The sequence below is a fragment of the Tropicibacter naphthalenivorans genome, assembly GCF_900176475.1.
In the GTDB taxonomy this organism is placed as follows: domain Bacteria; phylum Pseudomonadota; class Alphaproteobacteria; order Rhodobacterales; family Rhodobacteraceae; genus Tropicibacter; species Tropicibacter naphthalenivorans.
In genome coordinates, this window is the sequence record NZ_FWXX01000001.1 from 112,560 (window position 1) to 129,723 (window position 17,164).

14 protein-coding genes are annotated in these 17,164 nt (G+C 63.5%); 1 reads left to right on the forward strand and 13 read right to left on the reverse strand.

What is annotated here, in order from left to right; translation table 11 throughout:
- Positions 1-115: 115 nt before the first annotated feature.
- The 11 genes from lpxC to ftsW form a co-directional block, all read right to left on the reverse strand.
- Complete coding sequence (lpxC, locus tag B9A11_RS00495) at positions 116-1,039, reverse strand: UDP-3-O-acyl-N-acetylglucosamine deacetylase (RefSeq protein WP_058246295.1); 924 nt, start codon at positions 1,037-1,039, stop codon at positions 116-118.
- Positions 1,040-1,423: 384 nt separating this feature from the next.
- Positions 1,424-3,100, reverse strand: coding sequence for a cell division protein FtsZ (gene ftsZ, locus B9A11_RS00500; protein ID WP_083499748.1), 1,677 nt, complete (start codon positions 3,098-3,100; stop codon positions 1,424-1,426).
- Between the two features lie 414 nt (positions 3,101-3,514).
- Positions 3,515-4,843: a cell division protein FtsA gene (gene ftsA, locus B9A11_RS00505; RefSeq protein ID WP_058246293.1), complete on the reverse strand. Its 1,329-nt coding sequence runs from the start codon at positions 4,841-4,843 to the stop codon at positions 3,515-3,517.
- Entirely contained in the window at positions 4,840-5,733 is an 894-nt protein-coding gene (locus B9A11_RS00510) for a cell division protein FtsQ/DivIB (RefSeq protein ID WP_058246292.1), read from the reverse strand. The genes ftsA and B9A11_RS00510 overlap by 4 nt, the downstream gene beginning before the upstream one ends.
- Positions 5,721-6,632 carry a D-alanine--D-alanine ligase gene (locus B9A11_RS00515; protein ID WP_083499747.1) on the reverse strand — a complete coding sequence of 304 codons (912 nt, stop codon included), beginning with the start codon at positions 6,630-6,632 and terminating at the stop codon, positions 5,721-5,723. The genes B9A11_RS00510 and B9A11_RS00515 overlap by 13 nt, the downstream gene beginning before the upstream one ends.
- Positions 6,633-6,728: 96 nt before the next feature.
- The gene (gene murB / locus B9A11_RS00520; protein ID WP_058246290.1) at positions 6,729-7,655 is read right to left on the reverse strand and encodes a UDP-N-acetylmuramate dehydrogenase; all 927 of its coding nucleotides are present in this window, start codon (positions 7,653-7,655) and stop codon (positions 6,729-6,731) included.
- 42 nt (positions 7,656-7,697) lie between these two features.
- Positions 7,698-7,967, reverse strand: coding sequence for a DUF2484 family protein (locus B9A11_RS00525; RefSeq protein ID WP_058246289.1), 270 nt, complete (start codon positions 7,965-7,967; stop codon positions 7,698-7,700).
- Between the two features lie 80 nt (positions 7,968-8,047).
- Positions 8,048-9,223, reverse strand: a complete 1,176-nt coding sequence (locus tag B9A11_RS00530; RefSeq protein WP_058246288.1) for an APC family permease — start codon at positions 9,221-9,223, stop codon at positions 8,048-8,050.
- A gap of 156 nt (positions 9,224-9,379) precedes the next feature.
- Complete coding sequence (gene murC, locus B9A11_RS00535; protein ID WP_058246287.1) at positions 9,380-10,774, reverse strand: UDP-N-acetylmuramate--L-alanine ligase; 1,395 nt, start codon at positions 10,772-10,774, stop codon at positions 9,380-9,382.
- 13 nt (positions 10,775-10,787) lie between these two features.
- Positions 10,788-11,924 (reverse strand): UDP-N-acetylglucosamine--N-acetylmuramyl-(pentapeptide) pyrophosphoryl-undecaprenol N-acetylglucosamine transferase, encoded by a 1,137-nt coding sequence (locus tag B9A11_RS00540; protein WP_058246286.1) that lies wholly within the window; start codon positions 11,922-11,924, stop codon positions 10,788-10,790.
- 120 nt (positions 11,925-12,044) lie between these two features.
- Positions 12,045-13,211, reverse strand: coding sequence for a putative lipid II flippase FtsW (ftsW, locus tag B9A11_RS00545; protein WP_058246285.1), 1,167 nt, complete (start codon positions 13,209-13,211; stop codon positions 12,045-12,047).
- Between the two features lie 170 nt (positions 13,212-13,381).
- On the opposite strand from ftsW, the gene B9A11_RS00550 reads away from it, so the two are divergent.
- Positions 13,382-14,566: a BaiN/RdsA family NAD(P)/FAD-dependent oxidoreductase gene (locus tag B9A11_RS00550; RefSeq protein WP_058246284.1), complete on the forward strand. Its 1,185-nt coding sequence runs from the start codon at positions 13,382-13,384 to the stop codon at positions 14,564-14,566.
- A 45-nt stretch (positions 14,567-14,611) separates the two neighbouring features.
- On the opposite strand, the gene murD is transcribed toward B9A11_RS00550, so the two are convergent.
- Both murD and mraY read right to left on the reverse strand, forming a co-directional pair.
- On the reverse strand, positions 14,612-16,006 hold the full coding sequence (gene murD / locus B9A11_RS00555; RefSeq protein WP_058246283.1) for a UDP-N-acetylmuramoyl-L-alanine--D-glutamate ligase: 1,395 nt from the start codon (positions 16,004-16,006) through the stop codon (positions 14,612-14,614).
- Positions 16,007-16,079: 73 nt separating this feature from the next.
- Positions 16,080-17,162, reverse strand: a complete 1,083-nt coding sequence (gene mraY / locus B9A11_RS00560) for a phospho-N-acetylmuramoyl-pentapeptide-transferase (RefSeq protein ID WP_058246282.1) — start codon at positions 17,160-17,162, stop codon at positions 16,080-16,082.
- Between the last annotated feature and the right edge of the window lie 2 nt (positions 17,163-17,164).

Below are 17,164 nucleotides of genomic sequence, written 5' to 3' on the forward strand. Positions count from 1 at the left end.
TACTGCGACCCAAGCGGTTTATGCACCGCGTTTCGACAGTGGTCTAGCACATAAAATCGCGAGGCAAAATGTCTTAACCGTGAATTAATCCACAGCGTTGCAAAGCGGGCCGGTTTCACGCCACCGCCGGGATGTCGTGCCGTTCGACGCCTGCGCCGGGCAGTTGCTCTGCCATGGCTGCATCGCAGGTCACCACGCGGTAAGCGTCTGGATTCGCGAAGAGTTCGCGCAGCAGGGCGTTGGTGATCGCGTGGCCCGCCTTGTGGCCATCGTAGTGGCCGATGATCGGCGCACCGGCCAGCGACAGATCGCCGAGCGCGTCCAGCATCTTGTGACGGACGGGTTCATCGTCGTGGCGCAGGCCCGCGCCGCTCTCGACCTTGTCACCGTCAAAGACAATGGCGTTCTCGCCGGGGATGCCCCCCAGCGCCAGACCATTGGCCTGCATGTAATCCACCTCGGCGCGGCGGCAAAAGGTGCGGCAGTTCGACAGCTCGCGCACAAAGGTGCCATTGGCGAGGTTCAGCGCCTTGGTCTGCTGGCCGATGGCTTCGTCGACAAAATCGATGTGGAACTTCATGGTGAAGCCCTGCCCCGGGCTGAGCATCGCCCAGCCGCCCGCCGTGTGCACCGCCACCGGGTTGAGGATCTCGATCGCGCGGACCGGCGCGGACAGGCTGCGGACCCCGCGCGCGAGGATGGCGCGCACGAATTCGGCGCTCGACCCGTCGAGGATCGGCACTTCGGGACCGTCGATTTCGATCAAGGCGTTGTGCACGCCGCAGCCCGCCAGGGCCGCCATGACATGTTCAATGGTCGAGACAAAAACGCCGGCGCCGTTGACGATCTTGGTGCACAGCGGCGAGACCTCGACCGCGTCAAAGCGCGCCGGGATCATCGTGTCGCCCAGCGAGATGTCCGTGCGTTTGAACCACACGCCGTAATCAGCGCTGGCCGGGTGAATGGTCATGCGCGCGGGTTGGCCGGAATGCAGGCCAACGCCGGTAAAGGTGATTGCGGATCGAACAGTTGTTTGCACGGGTTATCCCATCTTTCACTCGCAGTCCCCCCACGGAATGCGGCATTGACCATGTGTTAAGGGATCAGGCGGGGCGGCCTCAAATCAAAGTTTGTAACCGCTTGAAACATGCCAATTCCCTTGTCGGCGGAACCTTGCCAAAAGAGATTTCCAGCGCCTTAAGGCCCTGATTTCAAATCCTTTTTAGGGGTAGGAATCGGTTAACCACTCCCACTTATCCACAGAGTTTTCCCGGCCAATTCGCGCCCACTCGGACGATTGTTCACGGGAAACTGTTACAACCCGTAACAAGCGGCCTTTCCCTGTCACAAAAAGAAAACGCCCCCACGAGGGGGGCGGTTCCAAAGCGATTTGAATTTGGGCCTAGAGGCTTAGTTTGCCAGATCAGTTTGCTTGGCGGCGCAGGAAGGCCGGGATTTCGATCCGGTCTTCTTCCGGCTCGGCCTGCGGCTGCGGCGCGGGGGCCGGACGCTGGGCCTGCACCGGCGGCTGGCGGCGCGCGGCTTGCTGCGGCTGATCTGCCGGGGCGTTGCCGCCCTGCCCGGTCATGCGGCCAATCAGCGAGTTCACGCTAAAGCGCGGCTTTTCCGCCTCGGGCTGCGGCGCAGGTGCGGGTGCCGGAGCAGCCTGCGGGGCGTCGTCACGGGTGCGGGCAGCCGCTGCCTTGAGGCGGGCCAGAGCATCGGGGCTGGGCGTGCCGGGGGCCGGAGCGCGCGGCGCGACAAAGTCGTTCGGGTCAGCCTCAATCGTGTCGCGGGTCGGGTTGAACTCTGCCACGGCGGGGCGATAGGCGGGCGGCGGCAGGTCGTCGTCCTGCGCAACCGGCGCGGGCTGCGGTGCCGGAGCCGGAGCCGGAGCGGGCTCTTCAAAGACATGCTCCATCTGCTCATGCGCGGCGGCACGCTCGGTTTCCATCCGCTCGAACAGCGAGGGCTCTTCGTCCTCGTACTGCTCAACGCGCGGCGCGGGGGCTTGCGCTGCGACCGGCTGCGGAGCAGGCGCGGGTGCAGGCTCGGGCTGCGGCGCAATCTGCTGCGGCTGCTGAAGCGGCTGCTTGAGCGAGCGGCGCGGCACCGGGGTGTCGGCGATGTTGTCGGACGCGTCGATGCCAGTGGCCACAACGGACACGCGCATCATGCCGCCCATGCTTTCGTCCAGCGTCGAGCCGACGATGATGTTGGCGTCCTGGTCCACTTCTTCGCGAATGCGGTTGGCCGCTTCGTCCAGTTCGAACAGGGTCAGATCGCCACCGCCGGTGATGTTGATCAGCACGCCGCGCGCACCTTTGAGCGAGATTTCGTCCAGCAGCGGGTTCGCGATGGCCTTTTCGGCGGCCTGGATGGCGCGATCTTCGCCCTCGGCCTCGCCGGTGCCCATCATGGCCTTGCCCATCTCGTCCATCACGGCGCGCACGTCCGCAAAGTCGAGGTTGATGAGACCCGGACGGACCATCAGGTCGGTCACACCCTTGACGCCTTGGTACAGAACGTCGTCGGCCATGGAGAACGCCTCGGTGAAGGTCGTCTTTTCATTGGCCAGACGGAACAGGTTCTGGTTGGGAATGATGATCAGCGTGTCGACGACCTTTTGCAGCGCATCGACGCCGTCCTCGGCCTGACGCATCCGCTTGTTGCCTTCGAACTGGAAGGGCTTGGTCACGACGCCAACGGTCAGAACGCCCAGCTCACGCGCGGCCTGCGCGATGATCGGGGCCGCGCCGGTGCCGGTGCCGCCTCCCATGCCCGCGGTGATAAAGCACATGTGCGCGCCCGCAAGATGGTCAACGATCTGCTCAATGCTCTCTTCGGCGGCGGCGGCGCCAACAGTCGCGCGGGCCCCTGCCCCCAGACCTTCGGTCACTTTGACGCCCAGCTGCACGCGGCTGACAGCCCGGCTTTGCTGAAGCGCTTGCGCGTCCGTGTTGGCCACCACGAAGTCAACGCCTTCGAGTTGCTTTTCGATCATGTTGTTGACCGCGTTACCGCCTGCGCCACCGACGCCAAAGACCGTGATACGGGGCTTCAACTCTTCCTGACCGGGCATGGAGAGGTTCAATGTCATGCTTCTGTCCGCCTGTGCTTGATCACCTGTCGGGTCTATTTTTGACCCGTTTCCTTGACCTTACCGTCTGCGGGGCGTCACGTCACGCGAAAATCGGCAAATTTACACCAAATCTGCCATGATTTTGCCATGATTTCGCGAGTTTTCGCCGACGCATCAACATGCTGTGGGCCGACGTTAAAGCACCACAAAAGGCGCGACAGACCCTTGGGTCGTGGCGCGCGTTCATCGCGGGGTTGTTTTGGGATCCTGCCCGATCCACCTGAGGCGTCTCAACGCGCCGATTTCCACAGAATCTTAACAGAACGATCCACAGGGTAAAGTCTTGATTTGCCCCTGATTTGTTCTGATTTTTGTTCTTATGCGGCTCCCCCGGCACAAACCTGCACCGAGGGACGTTGTTTCAAAGGGTATTTACCAGTTTTCGCGGAACCACTGCACCGCCCGCTTGAGGCTGCGCGCCGGGTAGCGGTCAACGGGCACCTCAAAGTCCCACCACTCGTCCTGCGGGTGCGCTGCAAACAGACACAGGCCCACGGCGCTGGCAAAGCCCGGCCCCGTCGCCGCCTGCGGCAGGCCATGCACGCGCAAGGGCCGACCCAGACGCACCTGCTGTCCCAGCATTTTCGACGCCAGCCCATCCAGCCCCGGAATTTGCGAAGCCGCCCCGGTCAGAACGATCTTCTGGCTTGGCAGATGCTCAAAGCCCGCCGCGTCCAGACGCGCCTTGACCTCTTCGAGGATCTCTTCGACGCGCGGGCGCATGATGCCGATCAGCTCGGCGCGGCTGACGGTGCGACGGTCGTGTTCCCAATCGCCGGTCTCGCCGCCGGTCTCGATCATCTCGCGGTCGTCCATGCCGGTGGCGTGCACCCCGCCGTAAAAGGTCTTGATCCGTTCGGCGGTGGCGGTGGGCACTTGCAGGCCCATAGAGATGTCCTGCGTGACGTGATCGCCGCCCATGCGCACGCTGTCAGCAAAGATCATGTGTTTCTTGATAAAGATCGACACGCCGGTCGCGCCGCCGCCCATGTCGATGCAGGCCGCGCCCAGTTCCTGTTCGTCCTCGACCAGCGCGGCAATGCCCGACGCATAGGCCGACGACGCAAGACCCGCCAGTTCCAGATCACAGCGCTTGACGCAATGGGCAAGGTTCTGGATCGACTGCGCGTCAACGGTCAGCATGTGCATGTCACAGGACAGCTCGTTGCCGATCTGCCCACGCGGGTCGATCAGGCCAGAGCGGTGGTCCAGCGCAAAGTTCACCGGCTGCGCGTGCAGCACCTCGCGGCCATGGCCGTAATCCGGCACATCGCAGGCGGACAGAACGCGCGCGACGTCCTGTTCGTCCACGGTGACGCCCTGCACCTCGACATTGCCCGCCAGACCATAGCTGCGCGGCCCTGCCCCGCTAAAGCAGGCGATCACGTGATCGACACGGATACCGGCCATCTTTTGCGCCGCCTGCACGGCGGTGCGAATGGCGCGCTCGGTCTCGGACATGGAGTGGATTTCGCCAAAGCGCACCCCGCGAGAGCGCGTGGTTGCAGCGCCAATCACCCGGAACCCGGACTGGCCCGCAAGGCTGCCGATGCCCTCTTCGGACGGGTCGGTGCCGTCGAAACGCAGCACGAGGCAGGCAATCTTGGAACTGCCCACGTCCAGAATGGCCACAACTCCGCGCTGCATCGCCGCCTTGCGCATGTTGCGCATCGCTCTTTGGGATTCGTAGAGCTCGATCATTGTTTTTGTACTCCACCTGCCTCGATTGCCTTGATCCGCCACATCTCTTGGGTGGCGTTCTGGCTCATTCTGATTGTTGGCCGCCGGGGCAGCCGAAGGTCGACCACGGTCAGATCGCGCGACAGCATGTCGACGGCCTGATCCATGGCGATAATGCGTTCCAATGCCTGCACCGCGCCGGTGTCCGGCAGCATGATGCGCTGATCGCGGTCCAGCACCACGTCCCAGCGCCGGGCGCTCATCCGTTCAAAGCCGCGCAAGCGGGACCGGATCGGGCCGGTGACGGCGTAGAGGCGCAGCGCCTCTGCCACCGCGTCCTCGGCCCCCTCGCCGGCGATCACCGGCAGCTGGGCGTATTGCGCGCGGGCGGCGGCGGGGCCCACAAGGATACCCTTGGCGTCCAGCAGTTGCAGCCCGTCCTGTCCGCGCCACAGCACAGACGGGCGGCGTTCGGTGATGTCCACATGCAGCACCCCGCCTTGGCGGATGCGGACCTCGGCCTGTTTGACCGGATCAAGCGAGGCGATGGTGTCTTGGAGCTCTTCGAGGTTCAGATCGAAGGAACTGATGGGAAAGGTGATGCTCAGCTCTTCGCGCACGGCGGCGGCGACCACGTCGCTGGCCCCGTCCACGGCCATCAGGTTGACCTGAAACTCGGGACGGCTCTCGATCGTGGCGCGCACGTCGTTGACCATGGCGCCAAAGGCTTCGCGGTTGCTGTCAGAGGAAAACCACAGGCCGACCGACCCCGCCGCCAGCGTGAACGGCAAAACCACCCGCAAGGAAAAGCGGAAGAGCGGCGTCAACATGAGCCGCTCCATCCGGTATTTCAGGCGCGTCCCCTTGGGGTCGATGCGCGCCATCTGTGGCCCGTCGGTCATCGGTCGCATGACGCGTCCCCCACCATCCAGGCACACAGCTGGCCAAAGCTCATGTCGATCAAGCCCGCCTGTTCCGGCGTCAAAGAGGTCGGCGTCATGCCAGGCTGGGTGTTGGTTTCCAGCAGGATCAGACCGTCCAGCCCCTTGGCTTCGTCCCAGCGGAAATCGGTGCGGCTGACGCCCCGGCACCCGAGGGCATTGTGCGCGCGCAGGGCGTAGCTCTTGCAGGCCTCGGTGATCTCGTCGGGCAGCTCGGCCGGGCAGACGTGGCGCGACCCGCCCGCCTTGTATTTCGCGTCGTAATCGTACCAGCCGTCGGTGAGGATGTCCGTCACCCCCAAGGCGATGTCGCCGCGCACGGTGCAGGTCAGCTCGCGGCCCGGAATGAACGCTTCGACCATGACTGTCTCGGGCATGTCATCGGACAGAACCGGCGGCTCGGCCCCCTCTTCGATCAGGTACACCCCGACAGAGGAGCCTTCGTTATAGGGTTTGACCACGTATGGCGCGGGCAAGACATGCGCCGCCATAACTTCGGCCTTGGACGCCAGAACGCTGGCCGCCACCGGCAGACCCGCCTCGCGGTAGACCTGTTTGGAGCGCTCCTTGTCCATCGCCAAAGCCGACGCCAGAACGCCGGAATGAGTATAGGGAATGCGCATCCATTCAAGGATGCCCTGCACACAGCCGTCCTCGCCCCAGCGCCCATGCAAGGCATTAAAGACCACATCGGGCCGCGCGTCAGCCAGCTGTGCCGCAAGGTCCGGCCCTGCGTCCAGCTCGATGACTTCAAATCCTTCGTCCCGCAAAGCAGCAGCGCACTCCCGACCGGAAACCAGCGACACCTCGCGCTCAGCCGAAGGTCCGCCCTTAAGTACCACCACTTTCGGGAGTGTCCTGCTCGACATCCCAAATCTGCCTTATATTGCCGGGGTTTATCCCCGTGCTGCGACCTTGCCTGTTGCCGCGATTTTGATTGCTGTGGTTGGCGCCCTGTGTGGGGTTTACCCCTTAGCCGGTTCGCCAACCCGCATGATTTCCCAATGTAACTCTATTCCGCTGTGTTGGAAAACCTTTTTTCGCACTTCTTCCCCTAGATCTTCCAAATCTGCGGCAGTCGCGCCACCGGTGTTCACAAGGAAGTTACTGTGCATGGGGCTCATCTGCGCGCCGCCTATCTTTGCCCCACGCATTCCGGCGTCGTCGATGACCTTCCACGCCTTGAGCTCGTGGCTGTCATCCGCCTTGCCGGTGCTGGAAAAGCCCGCCGGATTGCGAAAGGTGCTGCCCGCGGTGCGATCCTTGGTGGGCTGCGTCTCGTCCCGCTTTTTCAGCTGCGCTGACATGCGTGCCTCGAGCTCTTCCGGGTCGCCCTGCGCACCCTCGAACACGGCCTCGGTGATGACCCAGCCCTCGGGCAGGTCGGTCTGGCGGTAGCGAAAGTTCAGATCCGCGGCGGCCAGGGTCACCGTCTCGCCCGCGCGGGTGATCGCCGTCGCCTCGACGAAATGATCCGCCACGTAAGAGCCATAGCAGCCCGCGTTCATCCGCACCGCGCCGCCGATCGCGCCGGGGATCGTGCGCAGGAACGTCAGGTCCACCCCCGCCTGCGCCGCGCGTTTGGCCACATGCGCATCCAGCGCCGCAACGCCTGCGCGCACGCGGGTGCCCTCGACCTCGATGTGGTTAAAGCCCCGCCCCATGCGCACCACCACGGCGCGAATGCCGCCATCGCGCACGATCAGGTTCGACCCGACGCCCATGGGAAAGACCGGCACCTCTGGCGGCAGATCGCGCAGGAACGTGGCCAGATCCTCGGGATCGGCAGGCTGGAACAGCCAATCCGCCGGCCCACCCACGCGCAGCCAGGTGAGGTCGTTCAAAGGACGGTCAGGCGTGATCCGCCCACGGGTCTGGGGAAGCTGTGTCATGGCGCTTTGCTATTGCGCCCCCGGCAAAAGGGCAAGGGGCGGTTAGTCAGACAGGCTCTTGTCCGCCGGGCGAAAGCCCCGCTTGACCCAAGCGGCCAGATAGCGCAGCGGCCAGCGCAGCACGCTCATCCCCGCGACCAGCACCACAAGGCCGACCCACGGGCCGTTTTCGTAGGTGACAAAGCCAACCAAGGGGATGCCCACCGCGATCAGCACATAGGCCCGCGTCCAGTGATTGTCGTTCGAAGGGATCATCGCCAGCACATTGGCCAGCAGCGCCCAGGCGCATGCCAAAATCAGCGAGATGGTCATCTTGCTACCTCTTCGATGCCCCCCGCAGGCACAGGTATCATGCGGCAAAATGGCCGTTTAGACAAGGGGTTCCGGCGCGATCACCCGAAAATCGACAGGCTGAGGGCCAGCAAGGATAGCCCCAGCCCCGCCACGGGCACCCCCATCGGCACCTCGAACCGCGCCCGCGCGCCGCTGCGTTTCACCGCGATCAAGGCCGTGTTGACCAAGACGAACACCACAAGCAACACCGAAGAGGTCAGCCCCGCCAGCACCGCCACCGGCAAAGCCAGCGCCGCCACGATCACCGCTCCGCCAACGACCGCCGTCGCCAAGACCGGCGTGCCAAAGCGCGGATGCGCATGGTGAAACACCGCCAACCCGCGCGACCGCTTGCCAAGGCCGAACAACACCCGGCTCGCCATGACGATCTGCGCGAGGACACCGTTCAGCGCCGCAAACACCGCAATCCCCGACAGGAACCGCGCTTCTCCGCCGCGCGCCCTCTCCCACACCAGCGCGAGGGGCTGCTCGGACGCGCCCAGCTCGGCCAAGGGCACCGCCCGCACCGCTGCCCAGACCACCAGTGCGTATAAAACGCTGGTCACCGCCAGCGAAATCAGGATGGCGCGCGGCATGATCCGCTCAGGCTCGCGCACCTCTTCGGCCATGTTCACGATGTCCTCGAAGCCGATGAAGGCAAAGAACGCCAAGACCGCCGCCGCCGCGATCCCGCCCACCGGCACCGGACCCGCCACATGCTCCACCGGCACGGCCCCCGCCCCGGCCCAAACCACCAACGCCAAGCCGCAAACCTCGATCACCGTGAACACCGCCGCCAAGGCAAGGCTCTCCAACACGCCCATCACCGCAACGCCGGTCAAAACCAACCCAAGCGCAACCGCCGTCACCCCAAAAGGCAGTTCCACCACGCCCAGCAAATACCCCGTCCCGCCGCGCAACACCGCCGCCGCCGAAATCACCCCCGTCGCCACGATCATCAAGCCCACGGCCACGCCGACCCAGTCGCGCCCAAACCCGCGCGCCACAAAGGCCGCCTCGCCCGCCGCCTCGGGCAAGCGCGTGGAAAACTCGGCGTAGGACAAGGCGGTCGGCGCCGCCACCAGCCCCGCAAGGACAAAAGCCAACGGCGCCCAAACCCCGGCCAATCCCGCCACCGCCCCGGTCAAAACGTAAATCCCCGCCCCGACCATGACGCCCACGCCATAGGCCACCAAAACCCACAACCCAATCCGCCGCTTCAATTCATCTGCCATAGCGCGCCTCCTGCCCTTGCACCCTATCGCCAAAACGCACCGCCGATATGACTTGAATCAGCTTCCGGTCTTCTTCTCTTTCCAAATATCCAAATTCCACCCTCGCAACAAAAAAGAGGCCCCAAAGGGCCCCTTCCACACCGCTGCAAAAGGCGCTTATCCCAGCCGCGCAGGCAGGTTATTGGCCCAAGCGGAAATCGTCCCGGCCCCAAGGCACACAACCATATCGCCGGGCTGCGCCTGTTCGCGGACCAGACGTTCCAGATCGTCCTCATGATGCAGCGCGCGGGCGTGGCGGTGGCCGTGACGCACCAGACCCGCCACCAGATCATCGCGGGACGCGCCCTCGATGGGCGCTTCACCAGCGGCAAAGACTTCGGCGATCGCCACCACATCCGCTTCGTTAAAGCAGGTGCAGAACTCGTCAAAGTGATGCGACAGGCGGCTGTAGCGGTGCGGCTGGTGCACGGCAATCACCCGGCCTTCGGTGGCCTGACGCGCCGCTTTCAGCACGGCGGCAATCTCTACGGGATGGTGGCCGTAATCGTCGATGATCGTCACGCCGTTCACTTCGCCCACCTTGGTAAAGCGCCGGTTCACCCCGCCAAACGCCGCCAGGGCCGCGCGGATTTCCTCGCCCGACATGCCCAAGTGATGCGCCACGGCAATCGCCGACAAGGCGTTGGACACGTTGTGATCCCCCGGCATCGGCAGGGTGCAGCCTTCGATCCGCACGCCTTCCACCTGGAAATCCACGTCGAAATGCGCCACGCCCTTTTCATAGCGCAGGTTCACCGCGCGCACGTCCGCCTGCGCGTTAAAGCCATAGGTCACCACCCGGCGGTCGGTGACCTTCCCGACCAAGGCCTGCACCTCGGGGTGGTCGGTGCAGCACACCGCCAGACCATAGAACGGGATGTTCGAGACAAAATCGTAAAAGCCCTGACGCAGGTTCTCGATGCTGCCCCAATGCTCCATGTGCTCGGGGTCGATGTTGGTCACGATGGCAATGGTCGCGGGCAGACGGTTGAAGGTGCCGTCGCTCTCGTCGGCCTCGACCACCATCCACTCGCCCTCGCCCATGCGCGCGTTGGAATCGTACTTGTGGATGATGCCGCCGTTCACCACCGTCGGGTCAAAATTGCCCGCGTCCAGCAGCGTCGCCACCATCGTCGTGGTGGTCGTCTTGCCGTGGGTGCCCGCGATGGCGATGTTCGACTTCAGCCGCATCAGCTCGGCCAGCATCTCGGCGCGGCGAACGACGGGCAAACCGCGACGGCGCGCCTCATCCAGCTCGGGGTTGCCCGGCTTGATCGCGCTGGAAATCACCACCACCTCGGCGTGCTCAAGGTTCTCGGCGCTCTGGCCTTCGAACACATGCGCGCCCAGACGTTCCAGCCGCTGGGTGATCTTGGTCGATTTCAGGTCAGAGCCCTGCACCACATAGCCATGGTTCAGCAGCACCTCGGCGATGCCGGACATGCCAATGCCGCCAATGCCCACAAAGTGGATCGGCCCCACGTCACCCGGTAGTTTCGTCGCGCCCATCATGCGTGTGCCTCGGTCAAGTTCCAGATCCTTCATAGCCCGCCTCGTTGTCGTTGTTATCGTTAAATCCCGCCAGCCGTTCGACCAGCGCACCCAATTCCTCGGCCGCCTCGGGTTTGCCCACGCTCAGCGCCGCCTGCGCCATGCGGATGGCGCCTTGTTCGTTGTCGAGGATCGCCCAGATCGCCTCGGACAGGCTTTCGACCGTCAGCTGGCTTTCGGGGATCTTGACCGCTGCGCCTGCCTCGACCAGCCCGCGCGCGTTGGCGTTTTGATGGTCGCCCGCCGCAAAGGGATAGGGGATCAGGATCGAGGGCCGCCCGATCACGCTGAGGTCCGCCACGCTCGACGCGCCAGAGCGCGAGATCACCAACTGCGCCTCGGCCATGCGGTCTGGCACATCGTGAAAGAACGGCTGCACATCGGCGCTGACACCATTCTCGGCGTAATAGGTATCGACGCGCTCAAGGTCTTCGTCGCGGGCCTGATGGCTGACGCGCAGGTTGCGCACCGTGTCCAAGGGCAGCAGGGCAATCGCCGGCGGCACGAGGTCCGACAGCGCGCGCGCGCCTTGGCTGCCGCCAATCACCAGCATCGACATCGGATACGGCCCCGGCGCGATATAGCCCGCCCCGGCCCGGTCGCGCACCGCTTGGCGCACCGGGTTGCCCACGTGAATGCCCTCGACCCCTTCGGGCAGGTCGGTCGGCCATGTTCCGCAAGCGATCTGGTCGACGCGGCTTGCGAAAATCCGGTTCACCTTGCCCAGGACGCCGTTTTGTTCGTGGATCATCCGAGGCTTGCGCAGCATCCACGCAGCCCCCAGCGCCGGAATGCTCGGGTAGCCGCCAAAGCCCACCACCACGTCGGGCCGGTCGCGCAGCATCCGCCACGCCATGCTAAAGACGCCGCCGATGATCTTGAACGGCGCGGCTAGCTTGCCGACAATGCCGCCGCGGGCAAAGGTGCCGCTAGAGACGACCTCGATCTCGACCCCCTCGGGGAAAGCGCCGGTATAGCGCGCCCCGCGCGGATCGGTGGACAGTTTCACGCGCCAGCCGCGCGACAGCATCAGCTCGGCCAGGGCCTGCGCCGGGAACATATGTCCCCCGGTGCCCCCCGCCGCCATCACCAACAAAGGCTTGCGCTGCATCTGTCCCACTCCGTCACTTGTTCCGCGGCACATAGCGAATTGCCTGCCTTAGGGCAATTGTTCGCATTTTCCACTCGGCAGAGGGTCGCTCACGCCGGTGTGAAAGACAAGGGGGGCGGTTTAACGCGCCCGCCCCCGCAGGATATCGCCAATCTCGCCCTGGGGCCGCGCGCGGGTAAAGGCCAGCAACATGCCCACCGCGATTCCCGTCGCGATCAACGAAGAGCCGCCATAGCTGACAAACGGCAAGGTCATGCCCTTGGCGGGCAGCAGGCGCACCGCGACGCCCATGTTGATCATCGCCTGCACGCCAAACATCGCCGCAAGGCCGGTGCCGCCAAGGCGGATAAACGGGTCACGCTCGCGCATCAGCCGCACAAAGGACCGCACCACGATGGTCGCGTACAGCGCAATGATCGCCAGAACCAGCACGAGGCCATATTCCTCGGCGGCCACGGCAATGATGAAATCGGTGTGCGCATCGGGCAGCGACCACTTGACGGTGCCCTCGCCGACGCCAACGCCAAAGAAACCACCCTCTTGGATCGCGTTGGTCGCATAGCCCATCTGGGTGTTCGGGTCGATGTCCGGCGACAGGAACCCGTCGATCCGCCGGGCAAAGTGCTGCGACGAGTTATAGGCGAACATCCCGCCCAGCACGACCAGCCCCGCCAGCCCCAGCAGCAGGACCATCGGCGCACCGCCCACGAACCACATGACGCCCCAGCCAAACAGCACAAGGGACGCCTGCCCAAAGTCCGGCTGCATCGCCAGCATCAAGACAATCGCCACCATCAAGGCAAAGGAATACGTCCGCCCCGGAGGCCCGCCCAGCTCTTGGCTGGCGGCCATCAACCACGCGGCGGCAATGCAGAACATCGGTTTGAGAAACTCGGACGGCTGCACCGAGGCGAACCCAAGGCTGTACCAGCGCACCGCGCCCTTGCCAAAGTCCGTGCCGAAAATTGGCAGGAAAACCAAGGCGATAAACGCCCCGATAAAGCCGATCACCGCCAGTCGGCGCACCATCAACGGGCTCAGCATCGACGTCAGCATCATGGCGATCATCGCCACGCCCCCAAAGAACGCCTGACGTTGCACATAGTGAAACGGGGTCAACCCGTTGCGTTCGGCCAAGGGCACCGACGCGGCCAGGCCCAGCAGGATTCCCGTGCCAAACAGCATCAGGATGCAGGACAGGCTCCATTTATCAACGGTCCGCCACCACTTGGGCAAAACCGGCTCGCCACCGCGCACGGGAACCGTGCCGTAAACCATCTCTGTCATGAGACCACCGCTCGAAAAACTGCCTCGGATACGCCCGGTTAGCCGGGTCTGTTCATGTAGTTTATCCAAGAATGTCCCGTCAGGCTAGGATAAAGAGGTTAACCAGCGGATTTCACCGTTAACGTTGTTTTTGGTGGCCAATCGCCGTTTTTGGGCCTAGGGGGCGGGCTATGGACGTGAAAACCTTGATCCTTGGCGCCGGCGCGGCTGGCATGATGACAGCGGCCCACGCTGGCCCCGGTGTGCTGGTCGTGGACCACGCCAAAGCGCCGGGTGAAAAGATCCGCATTTCTGGCGGCGGGCGCTGCAATTTCACCAATATGTACTGCGAGCCGCAGAATTATCTTGGGGAAAACAAACACTTCCACAAAAGCGCCCTGTCGCGCTACACCCAATGGGATTTCATCGAACTGGTCGGCCAGCACGGGATTGCGTGGCATGAAAAGACGCTTGGGCAGCTGTTTTGCGACGACAAGGCCACGCAGATCGTGTCGATGTTGCTGGCGGAAATGGACAAGGCGGGGGCCGATTTGTGGCTGCAAACCTCGGTTCTAGAGGTCGCCCACCGCGATGGCCACTTTGTCACCCGCATGTCGCGCGAAGGGCGCGAGGTGACCGTCACCTCCGACGCCTTGGTTCTGGCCACAGGCGGCAAGTCGATCCCCAAGATGGGCGCAACCGGTCTGGCCTACGACATCGCCCGCCAGTTCGGTCATGAGGTGACAGAGACCCGTCCGGGGCTGGTGCCCTTCACCTTTGACAAGGGACGTTTCAGCGCTTTGTCAGGAACGGCTGTGAACACCCGGATTTCCAACGATAAAGCGGGCTTTGAAGAGGCGATGCTGTTCACCCACCGCGGCCTGTCCGGGCCTGCGATCTTGCAAATCTCCAGCTATTGGCGCGAGGGCGAAGAGGTGGTGATTGACCTGCTGCCCCAAACCAATCTGGCCGAAATTTTGCGCACGAAACGCCGAACAGAGGGCAAGCGCGCCCTGACCACCGAACTGGGCCACCACCTGCCCAGCCGCGTTGTCGAGCACCTGAGCGAAACCTTTGATTTCAAAGGGAACCTCGGCGATCTATCCGACAGCCGCATCGACGATCTCTGCACATTCCTCGGTGCTTGGGCGCTAAAACCCACCGGAACCGAAGGGTATCGCACCGCCGAAGTCACCCTTGGCGGGATATCCACAGAAGGTTTGTCTGCCAAGACTATGGAATCCAAGCACATCCCCGGTTTGCACGTGGTTGGCGAGGCCGCCGATGTCACCGGCTGGCTGGGCGGATACAACTTTCAGTGGGCATGGTCATCCGGTTGGGCCGCCGGTCAGGCGATCCGTCAACGCAGACAATAGCTTGGGCCGCGCTCTGCATCCATTACCTTCAGATTTACGTGATCTTTACTTAGGTAAAGCATCCTGCACGTTGCGGGTGAAATCCTGCCCGCGCAGTTCAAAGTTATCGTATTGGTCAAAGCTCGCCGCCGCCGGGGCCAGCAAGACCACCTCGCCCGGCTGTGCATCCGCCATGGCCCGCGCCACAGCGGTCGCCATGTCCCCGCAAATGTCCGCCTCAACCCCCGGCAATTGCAGCGCAAATGCTTCGGGTTCGCGGCCGATCACGTAGGCTTTGGTCACATGGGGCAATCCGGCGGCCAGTCCGCCAAGCCCTCCCTCTTTCATCAACCCGCCGCAGACCCAGCGGATCTTGTCGAACGCCTGCAAGGCTTTGAGCGCGGAATCCACGTTGGTCGCCTTGGAATCGTTAACGTAACGCACCCCATTCGCTTCGGCGATCAACTGGCTGCGGTGCGGCAATCCAGCAAACGACCGCAAGGCCGCCTCAATGTCCCGCGGCGCAAGCCCCAGCGACCGACACGCCGCATAAGCCGCGCAGGCGTTCTGATGGTTGTGCGCGCCGGGCAGCCCCGAAATCTCGCGCAAATCGATAGAGGCAACCTGCCGCCCCTTGCGCCACTCTGCCAAAAACCCTTTGCGTGCAAAGACATACCACCCCGGCCCCAACAGCTTGCGGCCCGATGAAATGCGGATCACACGGTCGTCGCTCCGCCCTTCGGACAGCTGCCCCGCCAGGAAACGGCCCTCGGGTTCATCCACACCGATGACCGCCCGATCGGGACCACCTTCGGCAAACAGCCGGCGTTTGGCCGCAAAATAGCCCCCAAGCCCAGCGTGCCGGTCCAAGTGATCCGGCGAGAGATTGGTAAACACCGCCACATCAGGGGTTAACGCCCGTGCGAGCTCCGTTTGGTAAGACGACAGCTCCAGCACGATCATGCCCCCGTCCCCCGGCGGATCAATGTCTAGGACCCCGCGCCCGATGTTGCCCGCCAGTTGGCTTTCGCGCCCCGACGACGTCAGGATGTGATGCAACAAAGCCGAGGTGGTTGATTTGCCGTTGGACCCGGTGACCGCGATCACTTTGGGTGCGCGGTCATACATCTCCCATCCGGCGCCTAAGCTACGGAAAAATAGGCCAATATCGTTGTCGACCGGAACGCCTGCGTCCAACGCTGCAGCGATAACCGGGTTCGGTTCGGGGTAGAGATGCGGGATGCCGGGAGAGACCACGAGGCAGGCCATTTCGTCCATGGCTCGCCGCAAATCTCGCGCCTCGAACCCTTCGTCCGTAGCGCGTTCGCGGGCGGCGATGTTGTCGTCCCAAACAAGCACCTGTGCGCCGCCCTCGCGCAGCGCGCGTGCCGCGGAAAGGCCGGACCGGCCCAAGCCCAAAACGCCAACGACGGCGCCCTCAAACCCCGAAACCGGTATCATGTCTTACCCTCTGCGGCTGTTCGTTAAAACTTGCTAAATGCTCAACACAAGCGCAAGCACCTCGCAAGCAGTATTAACGCACCTTCAGCGTTGCCAGACCGATCATCGCGAGGATCAGCGAAATGATCCAAAAGCGGATGACAATCTGCGGCTCGGCCCAGCCTTTTTTCTCGTAGTGGTGATGGATCGGCGCCATGAGGAACACGCGCTTACCCGTTCTTTTAAAATACAAAACTTGGATGATGACCGACAGCGCTTCGACCACGAAAAGACCGCCGACGATGCCCAGAACCAGCTCGTGTTTGGTGGCGACCGCAATCGCGCCCAAAGCGCCGCCAAGCGCCAGAGAGCCGGTATCCCCCATGAAAACGGCCGCAGGCGGCGCGTTGTACCACAGGAACCCAAGCCCGCCACCGACAACGCCCGCAGCAAAGACCAGGATCTCGCCCGTTCCGGGGACGTAGTGGACGTCTAGATACTCGGTAAAGTCAACGCGGCCAACGGCATAGGCGATGATCCCCAGCGTTGTCGTCGCAATCATCACCGGCATGATGGCCAGCCCGTCCAGCCCGTCCGTCAGGTTTACGGCGTTGGCCGATCCCACGATCACGATCATCGCGAAGGGGATAAAGAAGTAACTCATGTTAATGAGCGTATCCTTGAAGATCGGCAGAGCCAGTTGATAGCTCAGCTCCGAGGGGTGGTACTGCGCGGCCCAGAAACCGGCGATGCCTGCGATGATAAAACCCAACAAAAGCCGGACCTTACCGGACACGCCGTCGGTGTTTTGCTTGCTGACCTTGGCGTAATCATCGGCGAACCCGATCAACGCGTAGGCGATGGTCACGAACAGCACCATCCACACAAAGGGATTGTCCAGCCGCGCCCACAAAAGGGTCGACGTCACGAGCGCGCCAATGATTAACAAACCACCCATGGTCGGGGTGCCCGCCTTAACGAAATGCCCCTCGGGGCCATCGCTGCGGATCGGCTGCCCCTTGCCCTGTTTGCGGCGCAAAACGTTGATCAGCGGCAGGCCGAACAGAAATCCGAACACCAGCGCGGTCAGAAAAGCGCCCCCAGCGCGAAAGGTGATGTACCTGAAAAGGTTGAAGAAATCACCACCATCACTGAGTTCGGTCAGCCAGTACAGCATAA